Annotated in this window: 24 protein-coding genes; 22 read left to right on the top strand and 2 right to left on the bottom strand. The window is 64.1% G+C overall.

What is annotated here, in order from left to right; translation table 11 throughout:
• The 6 genes from B3D39_RS07830 to B3D39_RS07805 form a co-directional block, all read left to right on the top strand.
• A partial coding sequence (locus tag B3D39_RS07830; RefSeq protein WP_286789575.1) for a hypothetical protein occupies nt 1-287 on the top strand: 287 nt, incomplete at its 5' end.
• Nucleotides 284-964, top strand: a complete 681-nt coding sequence (locus B3D39_RS07825; RefSeq protein ID WP_274961672.1) for a MotA/TolQ/ExbB proton channel family protein — start codon at nt 284-286, stop codon at nt 962-964. The genes B3D39_RS07830 and B3D39_RS07825, both read left to right, overlap by 4 nt.
• A 1-nt stretch (nt 965) precedes the next feature.
• Nucleotides 966-1,340 (top strand): ExbD/TolR family protein, encoded by a 375-nt coding sequence (locus tag B3D39_RS07820; protein WP_274961673.1) that lies wholly within the window; start codon nt 966-968, stop codon nt 1,338-1,340.
• The gene (locus tag B3D39_RS07815; protein ID WP_274961674.1) at nt 1,337-1,723 is read left to right on the top strand and encodes an ExbD/TolR family protein; all 387 of its coding nucleotides are present in this window, start codon (nt 1,337-1,339) and stop codon (nt 1,721-1,723) included. Before B3D39_RS07820 ends, B3D39_RS07815 begins: the two co-directional genes overlap by 4 nt.
• Nucleotides 1,720-2,556 (top strand): energy transducer TonB, encoded by an 837-nt coding sequence (locus B3D39_RS07810; protein ID WP_286789574.1) that lies wholly within the window; start codon nt 1,720-1,722, stop codon nt 2,554-2,556. The genes B3D39_RS07815 and B3D39_RS07810 overlap by 4 nt, the downstream gene beginning before the upstream one ends.
• A 150-nt stretch (nt 2,557-2,706) precedes the next feature.
• Nucleotides 2,707-4,326 carry a Na/Pi cotransporter family protein gene (locus B3D39_RS07805; protein WP_274961676.1) on the top strand — a complete coding sequence of 540 codons (1,620 nt, stop codon included), beginning with the start codon at nt 2,707-2,709 and terminating at the stop codon, nt 4,324-4,326.
• Between the two features lie 485 nt (nt 4,327-4,811).
• Here the strand turns inward: B3D39_RS07805 and B3D39_RS07800 are convergent, their stop codons facing one another.
• Together B3D39_RS07800 and B3D39_RS07795 are read right to left on the bottom strand one after the other, a co-directional pair.
• Nucleotides 4,812-6,524, bottom strand: a complete 1,713-nt coding sequence (locus B3D39_RS07800; RefSeq protein WP_168176823.1) for an extracellular solute-binding protein — start codon at nt 6,522-6,524, stop codon at nt 4,812-4,814.
• A 26-nt stretch (nt 6,525-6,550) separates the two neighbouring features.
• Complete coding sequence (locus tag B3D39_RS07795; protein WP_274961677.1) at nt 6,551-7,471, bottom strand: NAD(P)-dependent oxidoreductase; 921 nt, start codon at nt 7,469-7,471, stop codon at nt 6,551-6,553.
• 204 nt (nt 7,472-7,675) lie between these two features.
• Here B3D39_RS07795 and B3D39_RS07790 point away from each other — a divergent pair, with 204 nt between their 5' ends.
• The 16 genes from B3D39_RS07790 to B3D39_RS07715 all read left to right on the top strand — a co-directional run bounded on the left by B3D39_RS07790 (nt 7,676) and on the right by B3D39_RS07715 (nt 24,674).
• Nucleotides 7,676-8,743 carry a 2,3-butanediol dehydrogenase gene (locus B3D39_RS07790; RefSeq protein WP_078547546.1) on the top strand — a complete coding sequence of 356 codons (1,068 nt, stop codon included), beginning with the start codon at nt 7,676-7,678 and terminating at the stop codon, nt 8,741-8,743.
• Between the two features lie 33 nt (nt 8,744-8,776).
• Nucleotides 8,777-9,850: an SDR family oxidoreductase gene (locus B3D39_RS07785; RefSeq protein WP_078571707.1), complete on the top strand. Its 1,074-nt coding sequence runs from the start codon at nt 8,777-8,779 to the stop codon at nt 9,848-9,850.
• A 10-nt stretch (nt 9,851-9,860) separates the two neighbouring features.
• The gene (locus tag B3D39_RS07780; RefSeq protein ID WP_078606176.1) at nt 9,861-10,145 is read left to right on the top strand and encodes a YciI family protein; all 285 of its coding nucleotides are present in this window, start codon (nt 9,861-9,863) and stop codon (nt 10,143-10,145) included.
• A complete protein-coding gene (locus tag B3D39_RS07775; protein WP_274961678.1) occupies nt 10,145-11,179 on the top strand; it encodes a Gfo/Idh/MocA family protein in 1,035 nt (344 codons plus the stop codon). Before B3D39_RS07780 ends, B3D39_RS07775 begins: the two co-directional genes overlap by 1 nt.
• Nucleotide 11,180: 1 nt before the next feature.
• Nucleotides 11,181-12,161: a zinc-dependent alcohol dehydrogenase gene (locus B3D39_RS07770; protein WP_274961679.1), complete on the top strand. Its 981-nt coding sequence runs from the start codon at nt 11,181-11,183 to the stop codon at nt 12,159-12,161.
• A 28-nt stretch (nt 12,162-12,189) separates the two neighbouring features.
• Entirely contained in the window at nt 12,190-13,218 is a 1,029-nt protein-coding gene (locus B3D39_RS07765; protein ID WP_216644126.1) for an ABC transporter permease, read from the top strand.
• Nucleotides 13,205-14,272, top strand: coding sequence for a substrate-binding domain-containing protein (locus B3D39_RS07760; protein ID WP_078522954.1), 1,068 nt, complete (start codon nt 13,205-13,207; stop codon nt 14,270-14,272). The genes B3D39_RS07765 and B3D39_RS07760 overlap by 14 nt, the downstream gene beginning before the upstream one ends.
• An 84-nt stretch (nt 14,273-14,356) precedes the next feature.
• The gene (locus tag B3D39_RS07755; RefSeq protein ID WP_274961680.1) at nt 14,357-16,879 is read left to right on the top strand and encodes an ATP-binding cassette domain-containing protein; all 2,523 of its coding nucleotides are present in this window, start codon (nt 14,357-14,359) and stop codon (nt 16,877-16,879) included.
• 60 nt (nt 16,880-16,939) lie between these two features.
• Complete coding sequence (locus tag B3D39_RS07750; protein WP_274961681.1) at nt 16,940-18,004, top strand: maleylacetate reductase; 1,065 nt, start codon at nt 16,940-16,942, stop codon at nt 18,002-18,004.
• 14 nt (nt 18,005-18,018) lie between these two features.
• Entirely contained in the window at nt 18,019-18,876 is an 858-nt protein-coding gene (locus B3D39_RS07745; RefSeq protein WP_274961682.1) for an intradiol ring-cleavage dioxygenase, read from the top strand.
• A 14-nt stretch (nt 18,877-18,890) separates the two neighbouring features.
• Nucleotides 18,891-19,679 (top strand): glucose 1-dehydrogenase, encoded by a 789-nt coding sequence (locus B3D39_RS07740; protein WP_274961683.1) that lies wholly within the window; start codon nt 18,891-18,893, stop codon nt 19,677-19,679.
• A 23-nt stretch (nt 19,680-19,702) separates the two neighbouring features.
• Nucleotides 19,703-20,755, top strand: a complete 1,053-nt coding sequence (locus B3D39_RS07735) for a ketopantoate reductase family protein (RefSeq protein ID WP_274961684.1) — start codon at nt 19,703-19,705, stop codon at nt 20,753-20,755.
• Between the two features lie 186 nt (nt 20,756-20,941).
• On the top strand, nt 20,942-21,628 hold the full coding sequence (locus B3D39_RS07730) for a GntR family transcriptional regulator (protein ID WP_078522949.1): 687 nt from the start codon (nt 20,942-20,944) through the stop codon (nt 21,626-21,628).
• A 167-nt stretch (nt 21,629-21,795) separates the two neighbouring features.
• Entirely contained in the window at nt 21,796-22,788 is a 993-nt protein-coding gene (gene dctP, locus B3D39_RS07725) for a TRAP transporter substrate-binding protein DctP (protein WP_274961685.1), read from the top strand.
• A 60-nt stretch (nt 22,789-22,848) separates the two neighbouring features.
• Entirely contained in the window at nt 22,849-23,382 is a 534-nt protein-coding gene (locus B3D39_RS07720) for a TRAP transporter small permease (RefSeq protein ID WP_274961686.1), read from the top strand.
• Nucleotides 23,379-24,674 carry a TRAP transporter large permease gene (locus tag B3D39_RS07715; RefSeq protein WP_078542689.1) on the top strand — a complete coding sequence of 432 codons (1,296 nt, stop codon included), beginning with the start codon at nt 23,379-23,381 and terminating at the stop codon, nt 24,672-24,674. Before B3D39_RS07720 ends, B3D39_RS07715 begins: the two co-directional genes overlap by 4 nt.
• Nucleotides 24,675-24,676: the final 2 nt, after the last annotated feature.

The following is a 24,676-nucleotide window of genomic DNA, read 5'->3' as shown; positions in this document are numbered from 1 at the left end:
GTTTTCTGGCGGAGAACGGGTTGGGGAGCGATCTCGACGCGCTGGTGGTGGAGGCTGTGATCTTCACTCGCGCGGGCGCGGTCGAGCGGCTGTTGCTCCTCGATTTCCGCGATCTGCCCGCGGGCAAGCCCCGGGTGCGGCAATTCGATCTGGCCGGGCTGCGCTGCGCGGCGCTTGGCCAGGTCCTGATCAATGGCGTCGAGACCTGCGAGGGCGCGGACGAGGCGGCCTGCGCGGACGCTCTGGAAACCGGCTCGCGCGTCGACGGAACGGAGGTGACGGGATGATCTCTCTTGCGGCAATCCAACAGGGTTTGAACGATTTCGTCGCGCTTGGCGGCTGGGTCGTGGCGCTGCTGCTATGTGTCTCGGTGATCGCCGGGGCGGCGGTGCTGTGGAAGCTCTGGCACCTGACGAGCCTGCGGATCGGTGCTCACGCGCGGTTGGAGGCCGCGCTCGACCTGTGGCAGGCGGGCCAGCGCGGGGCGGCGCGCCAGAGCCTCACGTCGGCCCGTGGCCCTCTGGCCGAAATGACCCGCCGTGCGATGGCGGCCCCCGAGCCGCAGGCGCTGCGCTCGCGCCTGCAGACCGAGACCGAAATCCACGCCGCCCGCAGCGAGGCCGGGATGCGACTGCTGGACGCCATCGCGCAGACCGCGCCGCTTCTGGGCCTGTTCGGCACGGTTCTGGGGATGATCGAAGCCTTCCAGACCTTGCAGAGCGCAGGCGCTTCGGTCGATCCGGCGCAGCTTGCGGGCGGCATCTGGGTGGCGCTTCTGACCACCGCGCTCGGCCTCGGGATCGCGATGCCGGTCTCGCTGTTTCTCTCCTTCGTCGAGAGCCGCATCGCCCGCGAAAGCCAGACTGCCGCGCTGATGATCGAGGCGCTTTGCGGTCCGGCGCTGCCCGAGAGCGCACCTGTCGGGGTCGAGCTCAATCGGGCTGTGCAAACCGCCGGGGAATGACATGCGCAAGCCGCTTCGCCGCCGCAGCCTGTCGATGACCTCGCTGATCGATGTGATCTTCCTGCTGCTGATGTTCTTCATGCTGGCCTCGAGCTTTTCGCGCATGACCGAATTGCCGATCGCGGCGCGCGGGGCAGGGGGCGCGGCTGCGCCCGAGAGCAAGCTGGCTTTCCTCAAGCTCGGGCCCGAGCGGCTCAGCCTGAACGGCAAAGCGGTGGACTTGGACGCGCTGGAGGCGGCCCTGCAAGACGATTTCGGACAGACCCCGCCGCACCTGCTGGTCAGCATCGAACCCGGCACGTCGAGCCAGCGGCTGGCCGATCTGCTGGTGCGGCTGCACGCGGTGCCGGGGCTTCAGGCGGAGGTGCTGGGATGAGCACGCGTTTCACCCGCCGCCGGAGCGAGCCGATCCTGACCTTGATCAACGTCGTCTTCCTGCTGCTGGCCTTCTTCCTCGTGGCCGGCACGCTCGCCGCGCGCCCGCCCGCCGATCTGCAGCTTGTCGCTTTGCCGGAAGGCGTTCGCGCGCCCGAGCCGGGCCGTGTGGCGCTGAGCGCGCAGGGCGACATCCTCTGGCCCAAGGGCGTCGCGGATGCGTCCGCCTTCATCGCGCAGCTTCCGCCTGAGGCCGAGGGCGTGGCCCGAATCCTGCCCGATCGCGCAGCTCCTGCACCCGCGCTCGTGGCGCTGGCCCGCGATCTCAGCGCGGCGGGGGCGCAGGGCATTCGCCTCGTGGCCGAACGGGGAGAGGCGCCATGACCCGGGGCGCGCTCATCGCCTGCGCGGCGCTTGCGCTCTCGGCCGGGCTGCACGCGCTGGGACTGGCGCAGACGCCGGTCACCGCACCGGAGCTGCCACCCGCACGCGGGCAGGCCGCGCAGGATTCCCCGCTTCTGGGCAATGATTTCGCCGATCTCGCGGCAGGACGCGCCACGCCGGTCGTGCCGGAGCGCGCCGAACCGATCGCCCGAGAGGTCACGCGCCCGGTGCAGCCGGAGACGCCCGCAACGCCCGATGCGGCAAGCCCGTCCGCGCCCACAGCGCCGGACCGCCTCGCCGCCGTCGCCTCCACGCCCGAGACCTTGCGCGCCCAGAGCACGCTCGCCCCGCAGCAAAGCCAGCGCCCCGAGGCGCGCCCCGAACGCCCCGCGCCGCAGCAGGCCGCCAAGCTCAGCAAACAGGCGCAAAGCGAAGCGAAACCAGCCCCCCCAAGTAACGCGGGAAATACCGCCCGCGACGCCCGGCGCGGCTCCTCGCAAGGCGCGGCCAAGGCGCGCAACACCGCCGATAAAGGCCAGCCCGCCAAGGCCCCCAGCGCCGCCCGGTCCGGTCAAACGCCCCGGCAATACGCAGCCTCGGTGATCCGCAAGATCCAGTCCACGCCGAAGCGACGCGGGCAGGGCCGCGGGCGCGCGGTGGTGGGCTTCGTGATCTCCGCGAACGGGCGGCTGAGCACGGTGCACATCCTGCGCGGCTCCGGCTCCTCGGGGCTCGATGCGGCGGCGCTCGACCATGTCCGCCGGGCCGCGCCGTTCCCGCCCCCGCCGAAGCCGGGAATGAAGTTCTCCTTCGAATTCATCGCCCGCGGCTAGGCTGTCATCATCAAACGGCCCGGAGGGCTGCTCTCACAGGGCAGACAAAACCGGATTCGTCTAGTAAAATAGAGCTTTGCGCGGCGCTCTTGCCAGCGCTTGAATTCCGTATCGCGCGGTCGCATTCTCGACGGCAAAGGGTGGAAAACCATGTCGGAGACACTGTCGGCACTGGGCGGAATCGGGTTGTTCCTGCTCGGCATGAAGATAATGACCGAGGCGCTGCGCGAAGCGGCAGGCGCGAACCTGCGCCGCCTGCTGGCACGGTTCACCACCACGCCGCTCAAAGGCGTCGCGAGCGGTTTGGTCACGACGGCAGTGATCCAGTCTTCCTCAGCGACCACGGTGATGACGGTCGGCTTCGTCGGCGCGGGGCTTCTGAGCTTCACGCAGGCGCTCGGCGTGATCTACGGCGCCAATATCGGCACCACCGTCACCGGCTGGATCGTGTCGCTGGTCGGCTTCAAGCTAAAGCTGGGCGCGGTAGCGATGGGGCTTTTGTTCTTCGCGAGCTTGACGCTGTTTCTCTCGCATGGCCGGGCGGCGCGCATCGGGCGCGTGCTTGCGGGGTTCTGCCTGCTCTTCATCGGGCTCGACATGATGCAGCAGGGCATGTCGGGGGCCGCGGACTGGATCACGGTGGAGCGCATCCCCGGTACCGGAGTGGGCGGCTTGCTCGCGATGGCGGCGCTGGGGCTGGGGGTCACGGTGGTGATGCAATCCTCCTCGGCGGCCATCGCGGTGGTTCTGGTGCTGGTCAGCAACGGCGCGCTGCCGCTGATACAGGCGGCGGCAGCGGTGATCGGGATGAACCTCGGCACGACCTTCACCGCCCTGATCGCCGCCTTCGGGGGATCGCGGGCGATGCAGCAGACCGCAATCGCGAACCTGCTGTTCAATTGCGGGACGATGGTGATCGCCTTTCCGCTGCTGCAGCTAATCGCGGGGCCTCTGGAAGCGCTGGCCGCGCGCACCGGTGTGGATACCGCGCTGGTGCTGTTTCACACCGGCTTCAACCTGCTGGGGACGCTGGTCTTTCTGCCCGTCACACGCCAATTCGCGACGCTCGTCGCGAAGCTGCGCCCCGATCTGGGCGGGCGCGCACCGCCCGAGTTGGACCGCCACCTGCTGAGCGACGAGGGCGCGGCGATGCAATCGGCCCATGCGATGGTGATCTGGGCCGCGCGCGAGGTCTTCTCGGCCTATTCGCTGGCCGTCGGCCCTGCGCGCGATCTGCGGCGGATGTCGGCACTGGGCCCGCGGGTCGGGATCGCGCTCGATGAGCTGAAGGATTACATGGCGCAGATTTCGGTTCCGCGCGACAAGCCCACCGAGGCCGCCGCCTTCGCCGCGCTGATGCATCAGGCCGACCATCTGATGCGGCTGGTGGAGCAGGCCGAACATCGCGGCTATATCGCGATCCTTCTGCGCGGCAAGATCACGTCGAAGCCCGCGCAATGGTTCGCCGCCTGCCTTTCGCCTGACCGTCCGCTCGATCTGCCGCAGATCGGGGCGCGCATGGCGCTGATGGCCACGCCCGTCGCCCATCGCTTCGCGCGGCACCGGCGCGGGCTTCTGCTTGGCGAGCATGTCGGGCTCTATACGATGCAGGAGACGTTTCAGGCGACCGATGCGATGCGCTGGTTCACGCGGATCATGCATAACGTGCAGCGCGTCGGGGAATATGAACGCGAGGTTCAGAGCAATCTGGGCCATGAGGCCGTCTCCGCCCCCGAGGCCGCGCCGCCGCCTGCTGCCGAGCTCGCCTGACGATATCCGGAAACCGGCCGATCCGTCCGCTCATGCGGCATGGGTTGCGCGCATCACCACCCGTGCCCCCGTCACTTATCTACGGAGGGTCCGTCTAGGGGCTTTGGGGCATCCCGAAGTGGATGACGTGTCGACCTGCCATCCAAAAATTAGATCCACAACGTTCGTCGAGAATGGCCATATGCAGATCGAGCACGTGGTCCCGCGCTTTCTCCGCTGCAGTCAGCCAGGTCGAATAGGTAGAAACCCAATATTCGACGTGACGAAGCGCAGGCTCGCGCTCCACGAGGGAGAGGAGCACCGTCAGAAATTCCGGGATGAGCATCAGGATCGGCGTCTCGATGCCGCATGTCGGGCGATTGCTTCAACCTGCACCGCCCGGCGTGAACGCTACCCTGGCACCAGTCTCGGCCGGTTGGATGACCCGGGGCTGGTCAGCCAAGCGTTACTCCCGAGCGCGAGGGGTCAGCCAGCGGGAAGCAGTCTCAGCCCGCGGATCGGACGGCGTCGAGAATTCGGTTCTCCGCGTCTCTCAGGCCGCGTTGGGGCGATTTTCCGTTGAAGACGATGTCGTGGATTTCTTCCCCGAGCGTGCGTTCGATCAGGTTGAATTCCGGCACCGGCGGGCGCGCCCAGGTCACCAGCTCGTTCTTGCGCGCCATGCGGTCGACCATGCTGACGATGGGTGAGGAGGCCAGCGCCTCCGGGTCGGCGCAGACCGAGAAGCGCGGAGCCACGGGGAAGCCGTTCTTCACGTGCTCTTTCATCGCCTCGGGCGAGACCATCCAAGCAATCGCGTCGATGATCTGCTTCTGCCGCGCGGGTTCGACATAGGCGGGGATCGTCAGAAGGAAACCGCCAATCGGGGCAGACACGCGACGCATCCGGCGCGACGGTGGCGGCAAGTAGGCCACACGCCGGGCAACGCGGGAGCTCAGCTCATGCTCGAAGCGCGCCGCACGCATCGTCCAGCAATAGGCAAGCGCGGTCTGACCCGACATGAAGTAGTGGATCCGCCGCTCCCAATCCATCGTCGCGATGTCGGGGGGAGAAACCTCGACGAGCTGCTTCATGTATTCGATCACTTCGAGCGCATCCTCGGTGTCGATCTGAAGCTTCAGCTTTTCGAACGTGTCGAAGCTCCAGCTCTCCTGATTGCGCAGCGGCATGTCGATGACGGTAGTCCGGCAGGCCGCGAGGAAGAACATGAAGGAGTTCGCGATCGGCATGCCACGCTGCCCGTTCCACGCGATGCCGTAGAAGTCGTCCTGCGGGTTATGGAATTCCCGCGCTGCGGCGATCGTCTCGTCGAAGGTCTTTGGATAGGCGAGGCCGCGGCTCTCGAACAGATCCTTGCGGGCCGCGAGAATCTCGATCGTGCAATAGAGCGGGATGCCGTATTGCGTCCCTTTCCAGTTGCCGGTCCCCCAGACCGAAGGATGGAAATCCAGCGCGTTGATCGCGGCATCCGAGATGAGATCGTCCAGCGGGGCGAGCTCCCCACGCTCCGCGAACTCCCCGAGCCACGGCATGTTCATCGCGACGACGTCATAGCGCGGCGACATTTCCGAAAGGGTGCGCCGCGTGTTGGCATAAAGGTCTGGCAGACGCTGAAGATCGAAGCTGCTGCGCTTGCCGAAATCGTTGCGGAAGTCGGACCACATATTGCGCATCGCGATGAAGTAGTTGTCGTCGTTCAGCAGGAACTTGATATCGCCAAGGTTGATCGAGGAGATGTCCTCCCCGCGCACGGGGGAGATGATCTGCGAGGCGAAATAGCTGCCGCCGAAATAGTATTCGCTGGTCTCCATCCCGCGCCGCAAGCCGAAGGTCTTCGCCAGGTGGCCCTTCACGTAGCTCGCGTAGTCCATGAAGGTGTTGAGCAGGGTGTCGGAGGGTTCGAGGAAATGCGTCTTCAGGCCGTTGCCGCGCGGCACCTGCCGGATCAGGCCGTCCTCAATCATCTTCAGGATCATGCGGTTGCCGGTGCTGTAGGGCACATCGGCGAGGCTGATCAGGCCCGACTTGTCGATCGGGTTCACACGCAGATGCGCGTCGACCAGTTCGAGCGTGATGTTGAAATACACGTCCGGCTTGCCGCCGGGCATGTTCGCGTCGAAGGGCGCACGAAGCTGCCGGAGAAAATCGACGATCCGGGACAGCTCGTGACTCGTGAGTTCAGCATCCTGAGGTTGCATGGCCTCCGAATGCTGCTCCGCCAATTTCATCTTGTCGACAACTTTTCCTGCCATTTCACCAATGCGAAGAAATCTTCGTCCTGCATACCCGCGTTCGAGGCGCTTCTATAAAGCTCGAGGATCAGGCCGGTTGTCATCAGCGGCACGCTGTTGCGTCGGGCGGCTTCGCTGATGAGCGTGAAATCCTTGATCATCTGAGACACTGTGAAAGCGGGCGTGAAGTCATCTTCGACGACCGGCTTCTGCTTATATTTGAACAGCGGCGAGGCCACTGCGCTTTCGCAAATTACATCCATCATATCGGCTCGGGTTAGGCCGCCGCTGGCGCCGATCGCCAAGGCTTCGGAGAGCACCGCGGAAGAGGCGCCGACCAGAGTGTTCAAAACGAGCTTCATGTAGCGCGCTTCTTCTCCGTTTCCGAGGAAAAATTGCCGTGCAGAGAGTTTGCGGATGTAGGGGAGCGCTTCGTCCCAGCCCGCGCGGTCTCCCGAGGCGAGCACGGTGAGCGCGGCACTCGCCGCCATGTCTGTGCTGCCGGAAAGCGGCGCTCTGACATAGTTGATTTTCTTCGCTGCGAGAACCTTCGCAACGCTTTCGGAGCATTCGGGGGAGACTGTGCTCATCTCGACCAGCGTCGCGCCCGCGGGCAGGGTGGTTGCGAGGCCTGCGTCTTCGCCATTGCCGATGACATCCAGCAAAGCCTGATCGTTCGGCAGCGTCGAGAAGACGATACCTGCTCCCGCGAAATCCGAGATCGACGCGGCCTCGGATGCGCCCAATGCGGTCAGCCGATCGCGGCTGTCCTTCGCCGGATCGGAGACAAGAAGTTTCGCGCCGCTCTCTACGAGGTTGCGCGCCATGGGGCCGCCCATTTTGCCCACGCCGATCCAGCCAAGCGTCTGCTGCGTATCGATCTGATCAGTGTCTGCCACCTGGGTCTGGCTCATGCTTATATCTCCCACTTATGTGTTGGGCCGACATTACGTCGCCAAAACGGTGGTGATGGATGTAATTTATCCGAAGCGGAAATTTTTCTGCAGTGATGGCCGGATTGGTTTGTTACGAATCGTCGCAGCCAAATGGCGATCTCGATGTCGGGGTGATCCCGGCAGACCCAGAGGATCGCGAGACTTGGAAAGGGAGGAAAGGCTTTGAAAGCTGTTCGTTTTCACGGAGCGAAGGACATCCGCGTCGAGGATGTCGAAGAACCGTCGAGCAAACTGGCGCCGGATGACGTTCTGGTCGCGCCGATCGTGACCGGCATCTGCGGCACCGATCTTCACGAATATATCGCGGGGCCGATCGTTACCCCGTCCGAACCGCATATCTATACCGGCGCGTCCAACCCGCAGATTCTTGGCCATGAATTTTCCGCCAAGGTTCTCGCAGTGGGCGACGAGGTCAGCAATGTCACGGTGGGCGAGCGCATTTCGGTCCAGCCGCTCGTGGCGCCACGCAATGACTACTATGGCAAGCGCGGCCTCTATCACCTCTCGCCGCAACTGGGCTGCATCGGCCTGAGCTGGGCCTGGGGCGGCATGGGCGAGAAAGCCGTCATCAAGGATTACAACGCTCAATCCGTGCCCGAGGGGCTGACGGATGATCAGGCCGCGATGATCGAGCCGGCTGCGGTCGCGCTTTACGGCGTGGATCGCGGCGGCGTCGAGGCAGGTTCGACCGTTCTTGTCTCGGGCGCCGGTCCGATCGGTGCGCTGACGGTGCTGTCGGCCCGTGCGGCGGGTGCGAGCACGATCATCGTGTCGGAGCCGAACCCGAACCGTCGCCGGATCATCTCGGAAATCGCGCCCTATGCGCATGTCGTCGACCCCCGCAGCGGCGAGCTGCCGACCGTCGTCGGCGATCTGACCGAAGAGGGTGTCGGCGTCGACGTCGCGCTCGAATGTGTCGGGCTCGAAGCCTCGCTCAACGCCTGCGCCGAAGCGGTGCGCCGCCAGGGCAAGGTCGTGCAGGTGGGTCTGCACATGAAACCCGCCAGCATCGACGCGATGCTCTGGGCGCTCAAGGACATCTCGGTCGAAGCGACCTGGTGCTACCCGACGCAAATCTGGCCCCGGATCGGCCGCATGGTCGCCTCGGGCAATTTCCCGATCGAGAAAGTCATCACCTCGCGGATCGCGGCGGAAGATGTCGTCGACAAGGGCTTCGAGGCGCTTCTCGATCCCGCCGGGGAACATCTGAAAATTCTCGTCACCACCTGACGAAACGGAACTGCAAGAAAGGGGCGAAGACCCATGGCTGAACAGAATATTGCGTTGATTGTCGGGGCGACCGGCCTCTCGGGAAGCTACACCGCGCGCGAATTGAAATCTCACGGCTGGACGGTCGTGACGGTGTCGCGCAGCGATGTCGATCTCGAGTGGTCCGACCGGCACATTGCCGCAGACCTGACCGATGCGGAAGCCAGCAAGGCCGCGCTGGCTGCGGCCAAGGACGTGACGCATGTGTTCTATTGCACCTGGTCGCGTCAGGCCAACGAGGAAGAGAACGTCCGCGTGAACGGGATGATGGTGCGCAACCTCTTCGAGGGGATCGCAGGCGCGCCGATCAAACACGGAGCGCTGGTGACGGGCCTCAAGCATTACCTCGGTTCGTTCGACGATTACGCCAAGGTCACGCCCTACACGCCCTTCCTCGAATCGAGCCCGCGTCTGCCGGGGCCGAACTTCTACTACGCGCAGGAAGATGTGCTGCTGGAGATGGCCGAGAAATACGGCTTCACCTGGTCGGTGCACCGCCCGCACACGATGATCGGCTTCACGGTCGGAAATTACATGAACATGGCGGTCACGCTCGCGGTCTATGCCTCGATCTGCAAGCACACCGGCAAGCCGTTCCTCTATCCCGGTTCGCCCGAGCAATATAACGCGGTCACCGATGTGACCGATGCGCGCATCCTCGCCAAACAGTTCTACTGGGCCGCGACGACGCCGGAAGCTGCGAACACACCCTTCAACACCGCAAATGGCGATGTCTTCCGCTGGACGTGGCTCTGGGCGCGGATCGCCGAGTATTTCGGCCTCGAGGTCGCGGAATACCCCGGTCACACGACGCCGCTCGAAGAGCAGATGGCGGATGCGCCCGCAATCTGGTCGGAGATGGTGGCTCAATATGGGCTGCAGGACATCCCTGTGACCAAGCTCGCCTCGTGGTGGCACAGCGACGCCGATCTCGGCCGCGAGCTGGAATGCTTCACCGATATGACCAACAGCCGGAAGCTGGGCTTCGACGCCTATCAGAGCACGCCCGACAGCTTCTTCGACGTCTTCGAAGAGCTGCGCGAACGCAAGATCATCCCGGCGAAGTGAGGAGACTGAGATGCATTACGTAATCCATTGCCTCGACCATGACGGCGCCGTCGATAAGCGGCTGGCCAATTACGAGGACCACAAGGCCTATCTGGCCCAGGCACCGGTGAAAACGGTGATTTCGGGCCCGCTTCTGGGCGACGACGAAGAGACCATGATCGGCAGCTGCTTCGTGCTGGAGGCCGACAGCCTCGCAGAGGTCGAGGAGTTCAACCGCAACGACCCCTTCGCGAAGGTCGGTCTGTGGAAGTCCGTCTCGATCCGTCCGTTCTCCAAGCGCGTGGACAACCGCTGATGTCGGGGCCGGTCAAAATCGCCCTCGTGGGCATGGGATGGTGGGGGCAGAAGATGCTCGCCGTTCTGTCGAGCGCCCCCGACGACATCACGGTCGTCCGCGCGGTGGAGCCGAACATGGACGCGGTGCGCGATCTCTGCGCCGAGAAGGGCGTGACGCTTAGCGCGGATTACGCCGATGCGCTGAACGATCCCGAGGTCGAGGCTGTCGTTTTGGCGACGCCGCACTCGCTGCACACGGATCAGATCGCCAAGGCCGTCGCGGCAGGCAAACATGTCTTCTGCGAAAAGCCACTCGCGCTCACCGCAGAAGAAGCCGCCCGTTCGGTCGCGCTTTGCGCCGAAGCCGGGTTGGTTCTGGGCATGGGTCACGAGCGCCGCTGGGAGCCGCCGATCGCCGAGATGCTGGCGAAGGCCGACGCGGGCGAGCTGGGTCGTATCCAGCAGATCGAGGCCAATTTCAGCCACGACAAGTTCGTCGGCATGGACCCGAGCAACTGGCGCGTTCAGGCGAGCGAAGCACCCGCTGGCGGCATGACCGCGACGGGTATCCACCTGCTCGATCTGTCGGTCCGCCTTCTGGGCCGCGCAGAAAGCGTGCTGTGCATCTGCGAGCAGCTGTCTTCGGAACTGCCGCAGGGCGACACGGTCGCGGCCTATGTGAAATTCGCCGGGGGCGGGACCTCCTACGTGTCGGCTTCGCTGTCGAACCCGTTCATGTCCCGCTTCACGGTCTACGGCTCGAAAGGCTGGATCGACATCCGCGACAAGGCGCATGTCGAGGCGCCCGACGGCTGGATCGTGACCTCGGCCATGGCTGGCGGGCCGATCGAGACCGTCGAGATCGGCAAGGCCGAGCCCGTGAAGGACAACCTGGTGAGTTTCGCCCGCGCCGTGCGCGGACAGGAAACCTACCCGATCACCGCCGATCATCTGGTCGACAATATCGCGCTGCTCGAGGCGGTCTTCGCCTCCTCCCGCAGCGGTCAAATCGAACGCGTGGCGCAACCCGCCGCAGCGAAAGTTGGAGCCTGACATGAAAGCCCTGATCTTCGACGAACCGAACAAGCCCATCGTGACGCAGGTGCAGACGCCTGGCATCACCGACAACGAGGTGCTAATCCAGTCGCGCCGCGTTGGGATTTGCCACTCGGATTACGAGCTGCTGGCCGGTCAATACATCATCCCGATTTCCTATCCGGTCGTTCCGGGCCACGAATGGGTCGGCGAAGTCGTCGAGGTCGGGAAGAATGTCGACGGGTTCAAGCCCGGCGATCGTGTGGTCGGCGAATGCGTGATCAACACGCCCGAGCGTATCCACCACTTCGGCTTCTCGATGGACGGTGCGGATCGCGAATTCTTCGCCGCGCGTCCCGAATGGCTGCACAAGCTGCCCGATGCGGTGGACGACGCGAAAGGCGCGCTGATCGAACCCTTCACCTGCGGTTATTACGCGGTGCTGCGCCATGGTGGCGTCTGCGCGGCAGATACGGTCGTCGTCTCGGGCGGCGGCACGATCGGCCTTGTCTCGGCGGCCGCGGCGATCGGCATGGGCGCCCGCGTGATCGTGGTCGACCCGGTGCCGCTGCGTCGCGAGATCGCGATGAAGCTCGGCGCGGACGGCACGATCGACCCGACCGACGGCGATCCGATTGAAGCGGTGCAGGAGATGACCAAGGGCGGCGCCGATCTGGTGGTCGAATGTGCGGGCCATCCGGCCTCGCTGGCCAATGTCTTCGACTATGCCCGCGACGACGGGGATGTCTCGATGGTCGGCATCAATATCGGCCAGAAATTCCCGGTCGAGCTGGGCAAGATCCAGATCAAGAACCTCAACGTGAAAGGCTGCATCGGCTCGCCCGGCGTCTGGCCGGCGGCGATCCGTTTCTTGGAGCGCACCGGGCTCGATCTCTCGCCGATCCAGACCCACAGCTACAACATCGATGACGCGATGACCGCGCTGGAGCTTGGCAAGTCGCCCGACAAGGCGGTCAAGGTCACCTTGGAAATCAGCTGAGACGCGACGCGAGGGAGGAGGAGAAAACATGGCTGAGACGACGCCGCATAGCTTCGGAGGTTCGATGGGACTTTCTTCGATGTCCCTGTCGAAGGGCTTCGTGACCATCGTCGCCTCGACGCTGGCGCTCATCCTCCTTTGCATCATCTTCGCGCCCTCGGCGGTCACCGCCGGGTCGCTGATGGGCAGCCTGCCGTTCGCAGCGGTGCTTGGCATCGTCGGGCTCGGCCAGATGCTGGTGGTGCAGCAGGGCGGCTTCGATCTGTCGGTGCCGGGCTCGGTATCGCTCGCGGTGGTGATCGCCACCCACATGCCCAACGGCCAGGATGCGGGACTTCTGCCCGCCCTGATCATCGCGATCGGCTTTGCGCTCGCCGCGGGGGTGCTCAATGGTATCATGGTCGCCTATTTCCGCCTGAACGCGATCGTCGCGACCATCGGGATGAACGCGCTTCTGTTCTCGGCGGTCTTCGCAATCTCGGGCGGCGTGCCGCGGATCACCACGAATCTGCTGGCCCATATCGCGGGCGGTCAGACCCTGGGCATTCCCCATTCGGTGCTGTTCGCCCTCGCCATTCTGGCTCTCGTGTCCTTCGGCCTCAAAAAGACGGTGGCTGGCCGTCGCTTCGAGGCGATCGGGGCCAACCCGAAGGCGGCCCGCGCGGCGGGTCTGAGCGTCAAACCCTATCAGGCGATGGCCTATGTGGCGGCGCAGATCCTTTACTGCACCGCAGGCATCCTGATCGCAGGGATCACGCGCGAACCCACGGCATTTCAGGGCAACAGCCTGCTTCTGCCCTCGGTCGCCGTCGTGGTGCTGGCAGGGACATCGCTTCTGGGAGGGCGCGGCTTTCCGATCTCGGTCGTCATCGCCGCCTTCTTTCTCAATCAGCTCAGCCAGTTCGCTCTGTCGATCGGTGTGCCGTACTCGGCGCAGACCATCGTGCAGGCGCTCGCTCTTGTATTCGGCATCGGGGTCTACTCGATCGAATGGACGAACCGTTTCAAGAAAGAACAGACAAGTTCTACAGAGGAGGAGAACCATGAAACTGTCTAACCTGAAAGGATGCGCTGCCTATATGGCGCTGGGGCTTGGAATTGCCCTTTCGGCCTCGGCGGCCAGCGCAGAGGACGCACCCTCCTGGTGCGGCCCGAACAAAGCCTCGCTGGCGCTGCTCGACGGTTTCGGTGGCAATAGCTGGCGACTGGTGACGACCGCTTCGGGCAAGGAGGAAGCCGCGAAGTGTCCGAGCATCACCGACTACTACTATGCCGACGGTCAGGGCGACACGCAGAAGGCGATCTCCGACATCAACTCGATGGCGGCGCGCGGTGTCGACGCGATGGTCGTCTTCGGCGATGCCGGTCCTGCAATCCTGCCCGCGCTGACCAAAGCCTACCGCTCGGGCGCGGTCGTCGTGCCCTACCGCGTGAATGTTGGCGGTGAGGCTGGCAAGAACTACACCCGCTTCGTCGGTGCCGACTTCGTCTATGACGGCGAAAGCTGGGGCAAGTGGATCAAGGAGAACTTTCCGGACGGCGCGAACATCCTGTTCCTGTCGGGCCCGGCGGGCAACAGCCAGGGTCTGGACGAGCTCAAGGGGATGAAGAACATCCTCGACGACAGCTACAAGTTCCTGAACCCGGACCCCTTCGCGGTTACCAACTGGGATCCGTCCCTGACGCAGCAGGTGCTGTCGGCCGCCATTGCGCAGCATGACAATATCGACGTCATCGTGTCCGACTTCGGCCCGTCGCTCGTGGGCGCGCTGCCGGTGTTTGCGAATTTCGACCGCTCGATCCCGGCGCTCGCGACCTCGGACGGCAACTCGCTCGGCTGCTTCTGGGAGAAGACCCACGCCGACAACCCCGATTTCAAGCTCTTCACGGTCGCGACCGGCAACGACAACGTTCGTCTCGCCGTGCAATGGGCGATCGCGGAAGCGACCGGTGGCACCCCGCCGTCGGAGGAAATCTTCAAGGCCCCGAACTTCGAGGACTCGACCGATGGGGATCCCAACCCCGTCCAGTGTCGCTCGGATCTGCCCGGCGCGATCTATCTCTCTGCTCAGCTTTCGGGTGACGAGCAGGCGAAGGCCGTCGGTCAGTAACCTCCCCTGTTTCCGGGCGGCGCGATCCGCCCGGAAATACCCGCGCCAACCCCTCAGATCGGCGGAACTAAACGGATGATAGCATTGGCTGAAATCGAACCGATGGAGAAGGCGGACGGGCTCCGCGAAACGTCAACGGGCACCCCCGTGATCCGCTTGCACGGCGTGTCGAAATCCTTCGGGGCGGTCCGCGCCCTGAGCGAGGTGAGCGTCGACATTCACGCGGGCGAAGTGCACGCGATCCTGGGCGAGAACGGGGCCGGGAAATCGACCCTGATGAACCTGATCACCGGCGTTTTGCAGCCCAGCACTGGCCGGATCGAATTCGACGGGCGGGACGTGATGCCGCTCTCGCCGGAAAGCTCGTCGGCGCTTGGCGTCGCGATCTCCTATCAGCACCCGGCGATCCTGCCCGACATGACGGTGCTCGAGAACCTGCAGGTCTCGCTGCCTGCCTCTGTCTTCCAGGGCGACCGCAAGGACCGCGTTGGCCAACGCCTGCTGGAAGAGGTCGGCCTTGAGGTGCCCCTGAACGCGCGCGTCGATACCCTGACGATCGCGCAGAAACACCTGCTGGAGCTGGCGAAAGCACTCGCCGTCCAGCCCCGCGTGCTTATTTTGGATGAACCGACGGCCGCGCTTGATCAGGACGCGACGGATATGCTGTTCGCGAAGGTTCGGGCGCTGAAAGCCTCCGGCACCGCCGTCATCTACATCACCCACCGTCTGGCCGAGTTGCGTCAGATCGCGGACCGCGTGACCGTGTTGCGCGATGGCCGCCACCGTGGCAGCGCGCCGGCGAGCGAGATCACCAATTCCGAACTTCTGGACCTAATCGTCGGGCGGAGACTGGCCTCTGCCTTCCCGCCGAAATGCGCCGACGCCAATCCACCGATCAACTTCGAGGTCGAAGGCCTCAGCGGTCGCAAATTCTCGGACGTGTCCTTCTCGTTCGGGCGCGGCCAGATCATCGGCGTCGCCGGTGTCGAGGGCAACGGCCAGTCCGATCTGATGCGCGCCTTGGTCGGCCTTCAGCCCCATCGCGGCGCGATCAAGCTTCATGGCCGGACGCTCGCATCGAAAGAGCTGAAACACGCGGCCGCCTTCATGCCGTCAGATCGCCATTCGGAAGGCCTCGCCGCGGATTTGACGATCCGAGAAAATGCGACCTTCGCCTCGCTCGACAAATATGCCTCGAGCGGCGTGCTGGATCGTAAGAAAGAAATGCAGAAGGTGCAGGAGGTGTTCTCCTCGCTGGCGGTGAAGGCCGCGGGCGTCGAGGCGAAGGTCTCCCAGCTTTCGGGCGGCAATCAGCAGAAGATCGTGATGTCCCGCGCGCTTCTGTCGGAGCCGGGCTTCATCGTGGCCGACGAACCCACGCAGGGCGTCGATGTCGGCGCGCGTTTCGAGATCTACCGGATCCTGCGCGAAGTCTCCGATGCAGGCACCCCGGTGATCGTCAACTCCTCGGATGCGGCGGAACTGGAAGGGCTGTGCGACATCGTTCTGGTCATGTCGCGGGGCCGCATCGTCGAGACCCTGCGCGGTGACGACATCACCGAGGCCCGCATCGTCGGGGCTGCGGTCGAGGCCGACACGCATGCGCATCACGTCGATGAAGAGCATCAGGCGAAAGAGGGCTTCGGCGCGAAACTGCGCCATTTCGTGCAGACCGATAATGCGACCATCGTGCCGCTCGCGCTGGTGACCGTGTTGCTCGCGCTGTTCGTAAGCGCGCAGAACGAGAATTACCTGTCGTCCTTCAACGTCTCGAATATCCTGATCCTCGCCACCGCGCTTGGCTTCATCGCCCTGGGGCAGACCATCGCCTTGCTGATGGGCGGGATCGACCTGTCGGTCGGGCCGCTCGCCGGTTTCCTCGTCGTGATCGGGTCCTTCTTTATCAACGATGGCAGCCCGGCCACGACGATGGCGCTCGGTTTCGCGCTGATGTTCGGCGCGGCGATCGTCGTCGGCTTGATCAACGGCGTGCTGATCCGCTTCGCCAATTTCACGCCTATCGCAGCCACTTTGGCGATGTTCATCGGTTTGCAGGGCATGAGCTTCGTGCTGCGCGAAGGTCCGGGCGGCTACATCTCCTTCGATGTGATCGACACGCTCACCCGGAGCTTCGGCCCGGTGCCGGTCGCCTTCGTGGTGATGATCGCGATCGCAATCGCGATGGAGCTGGGTCTGCGCCGCAAGCGGGCAGGGTGGCAGCTTCGCGCAGTCGGCTCGCATGAGGAATCCGCACGTCGGATCGGCGTGCGCACGGACCGGACCTTCGTGCTCGGCTATATCGCCGTGTCGCTGCTGACCGCACTTGGTGCGATCATGCTGATGGCGCAGATCGGCGTCGGCGACCCGGCGCAAGGCGTGAACTACACGCTGGGCAGCATCACCGCGGTCGTGCTGGGCGGCACCAGCCTTCTCGGCGGGCGCGGCACCTTCATCGGCTCGCTGCTGGGCGCGGTGCTTCTGACCGAAGTGCTCAACGCCGTGTCCTTCCTCGGTCTGTCGCAGGCCTACCAATACGGCTTCCAGGGGGTGCTGATCCTCGTGGCGGCGCTCATCTACACGACCGCGCGTCGGCGTCGCGAGGAGTAACCTCGCGGCCCACGCTGGCTCAATTCAACGCCTCGTCTGTGCGAGGCGCAGGGAGGAACCATGCCTGAAGCGTTCATCTACACATCCACTCCGGGGCGCATCGTCTTTGGCTCCGGGACCTTGGCGAAAGTCGCCGAGGAGGTGGAGAGACTGGGCTGCGCCCGCGCACTGATCCTGTCGACGCCGTTCCAGAAAAACGACGCCGAGGCGCTTGCGAAAGACCTCGGGGAGATGGCGGCCGGAACCTTCACCGAAGCCGCGATGCACACGCCCGTCGCCGTGACCGAAGCGGCGCTCGAGGTTTATAACGAGACCAAGGCCGATTGCGTTGTGGCGCTCGGCGGCGGTTCGACCATCGGTCTGGGCAAGGCCATCGCCTGGCACAACGACGCGCCGCAGGTGGTGATCGCGACGACCTATGCCGGTTCCGAGGTGACCGACATTCTCGGCCAGACAGAGAACGGGCAGAAGACGACCGTCCGTGATCCCAATATCCGCCCGGAAACCGTGATCTACGATCCCGATCTGACGCTGGGCCTGCCGGTCGCGATGAGCGTCGCGAGCGGGTTGAACGCGATGGCCCACGCGGTCGAGGCGCTCTATGCGCCCGACGCGAACCCCGTCACCTCGCTGATGGCGGTCGAAGGGCTGCGTGCGTTGAAATCGGCACTGCCGCGGATCGTCGAGACGCCGGAGGATCGCGATGCCCGCGCCGATGCGCTATACGGGTCATGGCTGTGCGGCACCGTGCTGGGCGCAGTCGCCATGTCGCTGCATCACAAGCTCTGCCACACGCTCGGCGGCGGGTTCGACATGCCCCATGCGGAGACACATGCGATCCTGCTGCCGCATACCGCCGCCTATAACGCCGAGGCCGCGTCGGCGCAGCTCGCCCGAGCGACCGAGCTGTTCGGCGGCGATCTGGGCGGCGGTCTTTACGACTTCGCGCGCTCCATCGGGGCCCCGCTCGCGCTGGCCGACTTTGGCCTCAAGGAAAGCGATCTGGCGCGCGCCGCCGATATGGCCGTCCAGAACCCCTACAAGAACCCGCGCGAAATCACGCGCGACGGCATTCTCGACCTGCTGACCCGCGCCCATGCCGGTCAGCGGCCCATCACGACCTGATAGGAATGAATGACATGACCCAAGAGCCGAAGATCGCCTATTTCACCGAGGACGCCTCGGTCGAAACCGTCAACGCCCGGGTTTCGGAAAGCACCGATGCGCGCCTCCAGACCGTGATGGCGAGCCTCGTCCGTCACCTGCATGCCTTCGTCAAGGACGTCGAGCTGACCCAAGCCGAGTGGGATATCGCGATCGATTTCCTCACCAAGACCGGCCAGATCTGCGACGAGAACCGGCAGGAGTTCATTCTGCTCTCCGACGTGCTTGGGGTCTCGATGCTGGTCGATGCGATCAACAATCGCCGCCCGACCGGGGCGACCGAGAACACCGTGCTCGGGCCGTTCCACGTCGATGGCGTGCCGGAATACGAGATGGGCGCGAACATCACACAAGCGGGCGGGCGCGAGACTTGCCGCTTCTATGGCACCGTCACCGATCTCGACGGCAAGCCGGTCGAAGGCGCGCGGATCGATGTCTGGTCGGACAGCGAGGACGGCTTCTACGACGTCCAGCAGCCCGACATTCAGCCGCGCAACAACAATCGCGGCGTGTTCACCACGGGTCCGGACGGGCGCTACTGGTTCGAGGGCATCAAGCCGGTTTCCTACCCGATCCCCGATGACGGTCCGGTGGGCAAGATGCTGGGCAAGCTCGGGCGTCATCCGTATCGACCCGCGCATATGCATTTCATCGTCAGCGCCGAGGGCTTCGATCCGGTGACGACCCATACTTTCGTGGCGGGCGACAAATACCTGACCTCGGATGCGGTGTTCGGCGTCAAGGAATCCCTGATCGCCGAGTTCACCCCGGTCGAGAATGGCGAGACGCTGTGGGAGTCCAATTGCGACTTCGTGCTGCACCGGACTGAGTGAGCGGGGAGGCTATCATGTCGAACAGAGACGAGATGGGCGGCGTCGTCGTCACGGGGGCCGCGCGGGGCATCGGCTTCGAAATCGGCCGGCGCGCGGTGGCGACTGGATATGGCGTGGTGATCGCGGATCTCGATGCCGCGGCAGGCGAGGGGGCGGCTAAGGCCCTCACCGCAGAGGGCGGTCGAGCGATTTTCTGCAAGACCGACGTCACCGACCGGGCGGCGACCCGGGCTTCGATCGCCGCCTGCGCGGCGGAGTTCGGCTTTCTCCATGCCATCGTCAACAACGCAGGCTTCAACCGTCCGCAGCCGTTTCTCGAGACGACCGAAGAGAACTGGAACCAGATCATGACGGTCAACGGAATGGGCGTTCTGATCGGCATTCAGGAGGCCGCGAAGGCGATGATCGCGGGCAAGCGGAAAGGCAAGATCATCAACACCGCCTCGATGGCGGGCCGGGCGGGCTTTGGCGATTTCGCCCCCTATTGCGCGAGCAAAGCCGCGGTCATCAGCCTGACTCAGGCGGCTGCGCGCACGCTCGCGCCGCACGGAATCACCGCGAACGCCTTCGCTCCCGGCGTGGTGGAGACCGACCTCTGGACGGTGCTCGACAAGGATTTGATGGAAATGGGGGTGTCTTCCGAGCCGGGCGAGGCGCTGCGCAACTTCGCCGCCGGAATCCCGCTCGGCCGCACGTCGACGCCCGCAGATGTGGCCGGAACGGTGGCTTTCCTACTCTCGCCGGATTCCGACTACATGACCGGCCAATGCCTGCAGATCGACGGCGGGATGATCATGCAATGACCGCAACCGAGGAGACGCGATCCATGACCAAGCAAACCCCATTTCCCCGCATCGCCTTCATCGGAACCGGTGCGCAGGGTGCCTCCATCGCGGCGGATTTCACGCTCGCAGGTCTGGACGTCACCTTCATCGACCAATGGCCCGCGCATGTCGAAGCGATGCGGGCGAACGGCCTGACGGTCAATATGCCGACCCGCCAGCTGCACACGCCGGTCAAGGCGCTGCACCTGTGCGAGATCGCCGAGATCAAGGAACCTTTCGATCTCGTCTTCATGGTGGTGAAAGCCTACGACACTCGCTGGGCGGCGGAGATGATCAAGCCGGTTCTGGCGGAGCACGGCTTCGTCGTGGGGCTGCAGAACGGTATGACCCAAGAGGCGATCGCAGAGATCGTCGGCAAGCATCGCACGATCGGCGCGGTGATCGAGATCGCCTCGAACATGTGGGAACCCGGCATCACCACGCGCCAGAACGACACCGATGAAAGCTGGTTCGCGCTGGGCGCGCTCGACCCCGAGCAGCAGCCGCGCGTGGAGGAGGTCGCCAATATCCTGCGCCATTCCGGCACCGTCGAAGTCGTGGAGGATATCCACTCCGCCAAATGGATGAAGCTCGTGGTGAATGCGGCGGAGCTGATCCCCTCGGCGATCATCGACACCGCACTCAACGATGCCGCGCGCCAGCCCGAGTTTCTCGAGGTAATGCGCAAGGCAGGCTACGAGGCGATGGACGCGGCGCTGGCCGACGGCGCCACGGTCATGCCGATCATCGGGATGCCGCCGGTCATGAGCAATCACCCTGAGCGCTACGTGGACGAGATCTTCGACGAGGTGCTGCGCACTTTCTCGCGCGAAGACACGCTGACGACCTCGCTGCAGGACTGGCGCAAGGGCAGGCGGGCCGAGGTCGACGAGGTGAACGGGCTCGTTGTCGATATCCTCGAAGCGAAGGGGGAAGCCGCGCCGATGAACCGCAAGGTCGTCGAGATGGCCAAGGAGATCGAGGCGGGCAAACGCGTCCTCAGCCCCGCGAACGCGGGCGAACTGGTGGCGCATTACCGAGGGCTAGTGCAGTAGGGACGTGTCTGCTCAGCTCGTAAACCCTTCGGCAGCTTGCATGAGGCTGCGCCGTCGCCGGTGGTTTTTCGGTAGCAAAGGTTGTCGCAAGCTCAGCGGATTATGCCTGAATTCGGATAAATTGCTTGGATGATGCCTCGCGCAAGGCGATAAGCGGAAGGAAATGGCAATAGATCGACGCGTGACGTGAAGATACATAAGTTCGATATCAGTGGACATCCCGGGGAGACTGTCGGTGACATCACCCACCGGCGCCTGCGCGGCGACATCGTGCATGGGCGGTTCAAGCCGGGGCAAAAGCTGAAGCTCGATCTGCTGCGCAAGAAATACGATATCAGCGTGACGACGCTGCGCGAATTGCTCAGCAGCCTGACGAATGAGGGGCTCGTCACCGCCGAGGGGCAGCGCGGCTTCGAGGTGGCGCCGATCAGCAAGGCTGACCTGCGCGATCTGGCCGACCTGCGACTGCTGCTCGAGACCCACGCTCTGCGCCAGTCCATCGCGAATGGCGATATCGAGTGGGAAGCAGGCGTCGTGTCTTCGCATTACAAACTCGAAACGATCGAGCGCGAGCTGATCGCGGGCGGCGACGGGCCGGTGCAACCCTGGGTGCGTCACGACTGGGATTTCCACTTCGCGATGATCGCGGCATGCGACAGGCCGAACCTGATGCGCACGCATTCCTCGGTCTTCGATCGCTTCATGCGCTATCACATGATCATTCTGGAATTCCGCGGCGAGAAGGCGAAGGAAGATCACATTCGCCTGCGCGACCTGACCTTGGCCCGCGATGCGGATGCGGCCGTAGAGCTGCTGATCTCCCATGTCGAAAGCGGCGTCGACCACATTCTGGCGACCGGTCGCGTTCCCTGAACTCTTTGAAAGACGGTGTCTGACAGTCGGCAAGCGGGTGGAGAAGAACACCCGCTCGTGATTTTACCCGTCAAAAATAAAAATGTATGATATTTTTAAAGTTGACATATGAAATTTGAGATGCCGAATTGAATGAGCCGCTTTCGATGCGGCGAAAGGGAGGAACTATGACCAAATTGACTCGCCGCAGCGTGCTGGCGACAGGGGCCGCTGGCGCAGCCGCGACCCTGATGGCAGGCACTGCATTCGCTCAAGATCGCAAACGGCTCCGCCTGTCTTCGGTGGTGTCGAATAACGACATTCGCGCCAAGGCCTTCGCCCGCATTTCCGAGGATGTCGCCAAGGATTTCGACCTGCAGGTCTATAACCAGTCGACGCTTGTTCCCCAAGGGGGCGAACTGACTTCGATCCAGCGCGGGACGCTGGAAATGGGCCTCGTCGCGCCGCAGAAGCTGGCCGATCAGGTGCCGGAATGGTCGATCCTGACTGCCGCTTACGTGCTGCGCGATGCGGCCCATATGAAAGCCGTCTTCGACAGCGACGTAGGCAAGCAGTTGAACGACCTCGCAGCGCAGGCTGGGCTCCATGTCCTCGCGCCGGTCTATTTCGGCGCGCGTCAGGTCAACCTGAAGCCCGAGAAGAAGATCAACACACCGGAAGATCTGAAGGGGATGACCCTGCGCATGCCGGGCGGCGACGCGTGGCAGTTCCTTGGCGAGGCGATCGGCGCCAGCCCGACGCCGCTGGCCTATTCCGAGGTCTACACCGCGCTCCAGACCGGGGCGATCGACGGTCAGGACAACCCGCTGCCGAACGACTACAACATGAAGTTCTACGAGGTCACGAGCCAGATCGCCCTGACCAGCCACCTCGTCGGCTTCGACGTGCTTGGTATCTCCAAGAAGGTCTGGGACGACATGAGCGCCGATCAGCAAAAGCTGCTCAAGGACTCCGTGGACAAGGAGATCGCCGCCAGCACCGAGGAGCACCTCAAGCGCGAGCAGGAACTGGTGGACTTCTTCAAGGAACAGGGCCTCGAGGTCTACGAACCCGACCGCGCCGCCTTCCGGGACTACGCCCAGAAGAAGTATCTCGCCAGCGACTTCGCCAAGAGCTGGCCCGAGGGGATGCTCGAACAGATCAACGCGATCGAGGCCTGAACCCCGACAAGTTGAGGGCGGGGGGCCATGCCGGCCTCTCGCCCCTCGAAAGGCAAACCGATGCAAAACACGAGCCGCCGCTGGCGGAACGTAGCGCGCCGTCTGGCCGACGCCGTTCCGGCGCTGCTTCTGGCCGCCATGTTCCTGGCCTTTATCGTTCAGGTCTTCATGCGCTATGTCCTGAACCACCCCGTCGGCTGGACGGTCGAGCTTTGCGTCATAGCGTGGCTCTGGGTCGTGCTGTGGGGGCAATCCGTCTCGGCACGCGAAGAAGACGAGATCCGCTTCGACATCATCTACGGCGCAGTCCGGCCCAAGGTGCGCCGCGTGTTCCGCATCCTGTTCTCGATCTTCATCGTCGGAATCTATGCGGCCTCGCTGCCGGATGTCCTGAGCTACATCTCCTTCATGAAGATCGAAAAGACGGCCTATATGAAGATCCCCTTCAGCTACGTCTTCTCCGTTTTCGCAATTTTCACGGCGGTCACGATCCTGCGCTACGGCTGGATCCTGATCAAAGAGCTGCGCGGCCAGGGCCCCGAAGATGACAACCCTGATCTGACGCAAGTCGCGCGCAAGGATTTCTCCGAATGAGCTGGGAATTCACCCTCGCCGTGGCGGCCATCGTCGCCACCGCCATCGTCGGCCTGCCGATCGGGCATGCCATGCTGGGGGCCTCGATCCTCTATCTTCTGCTCGAACAGCAGGACATGAGCATCGCCGCCGAGCAGGTCCTGCGCGGGCTCTACGGCTCCTACGTCCTGCTGGCGATCCCGCTCTTCATCTTCGCGGCCGACCTGATGAACATCGGCTCGCTCTCCGACCGGCTGCTGGATTTCTGCCGTGCGCTGGTGGGACGCTTCCGGGGCGGGCTGGGCCATGTGAACGTCGTGTCGTCGCTGATCTTCTCGGGCATGTCGGGCTCGGCTATCGCCGACGCGGTCGGGATCGGCAAAATCATCATCCAACTGATGACCAAGGACGGGAAATATCCCCCGGCCTATGCCGGAGCGATCACCGCCGCCGCTGCGATCATCGGCCCGATCATACCGCCCTCGATCCCGATGGTGCTCTACGCGCTCGTCTCCGACACCTCGATCGGATACCTCTTTCTCGGCGGCGTGGGACCGGGTCTGATCCTCGCGCTTCTGCTGATGGTGATGAACGCCATTCAGGCGCGGCGTCACGATTTCCCGGTAGAAGTGCCCGTGCCGGTGCGCGAGATGCCCCGCATCACGCTGCGCGCCGTGCCCGCATTGCTGATGCCGGTGATACTTCTGGTTGGCATCTATGGCGGCATCACCACGCCCACCGAGGCGGCCGCGCTCGCCGCGCTCTATGCCTTCCTGATCTCGACCTTCCTCTACCGCTCCGTCAGCCTGCGCGCAGCCTATGAGACCGTGTGCCAATCCGCGCGATCCACGGCGAGCGTGGGCATCCTGATCGCCGGGGCGCTGGCTTTCAACTACGTGGTCACGGTGGAGCAAATCCCGAACGAGATCCGCGGCGCATTGGGTGACATGCAGCTCGACCGGGTCACCTTTCTGCTCTTGGTCAACGTGCTCTTGCTGGTTCTCGGATGCCTGCTGGAAGCCAATGCGATCCTCCTCGTGATCGTGCCGATCCTGCTGCCCACCGCGGTCTCGCTCGGTGTGGACCCGGTACATTTCGGGGTGGTCGTCGTGGTCAACACGATGATCGGACTCGCAACGCCGCCCTATGGGTTACTGCTCTTCGTCGTCAGCGGGATCACCAAATCCCCGATCGGTCAGACGATCCGGCATCTCGTCCCCTTCCTCATCATCATGATCGTCGGACTCGCGATCATCACTTTCGTGCCGGGCACCGTGCTGTGGCTGCCCCGGCTTTACGGTTACGGCGGCTGACA

Origin of the sequence: Thioclava sp. UBA3469 (assembly GCF_002378135.1) — a bacterium.
In the GTDB taxonomy this organism is placed as follows: Bacteria; Pseudomonadota; Alphaproteobacteria; order Rhodobacterales; family Rhodobacteraceae; genus Thioclava; species Thioclava sediminum.
This window is presented reverse-complemented; position numbering and strand designations above follow the sequence as displayed.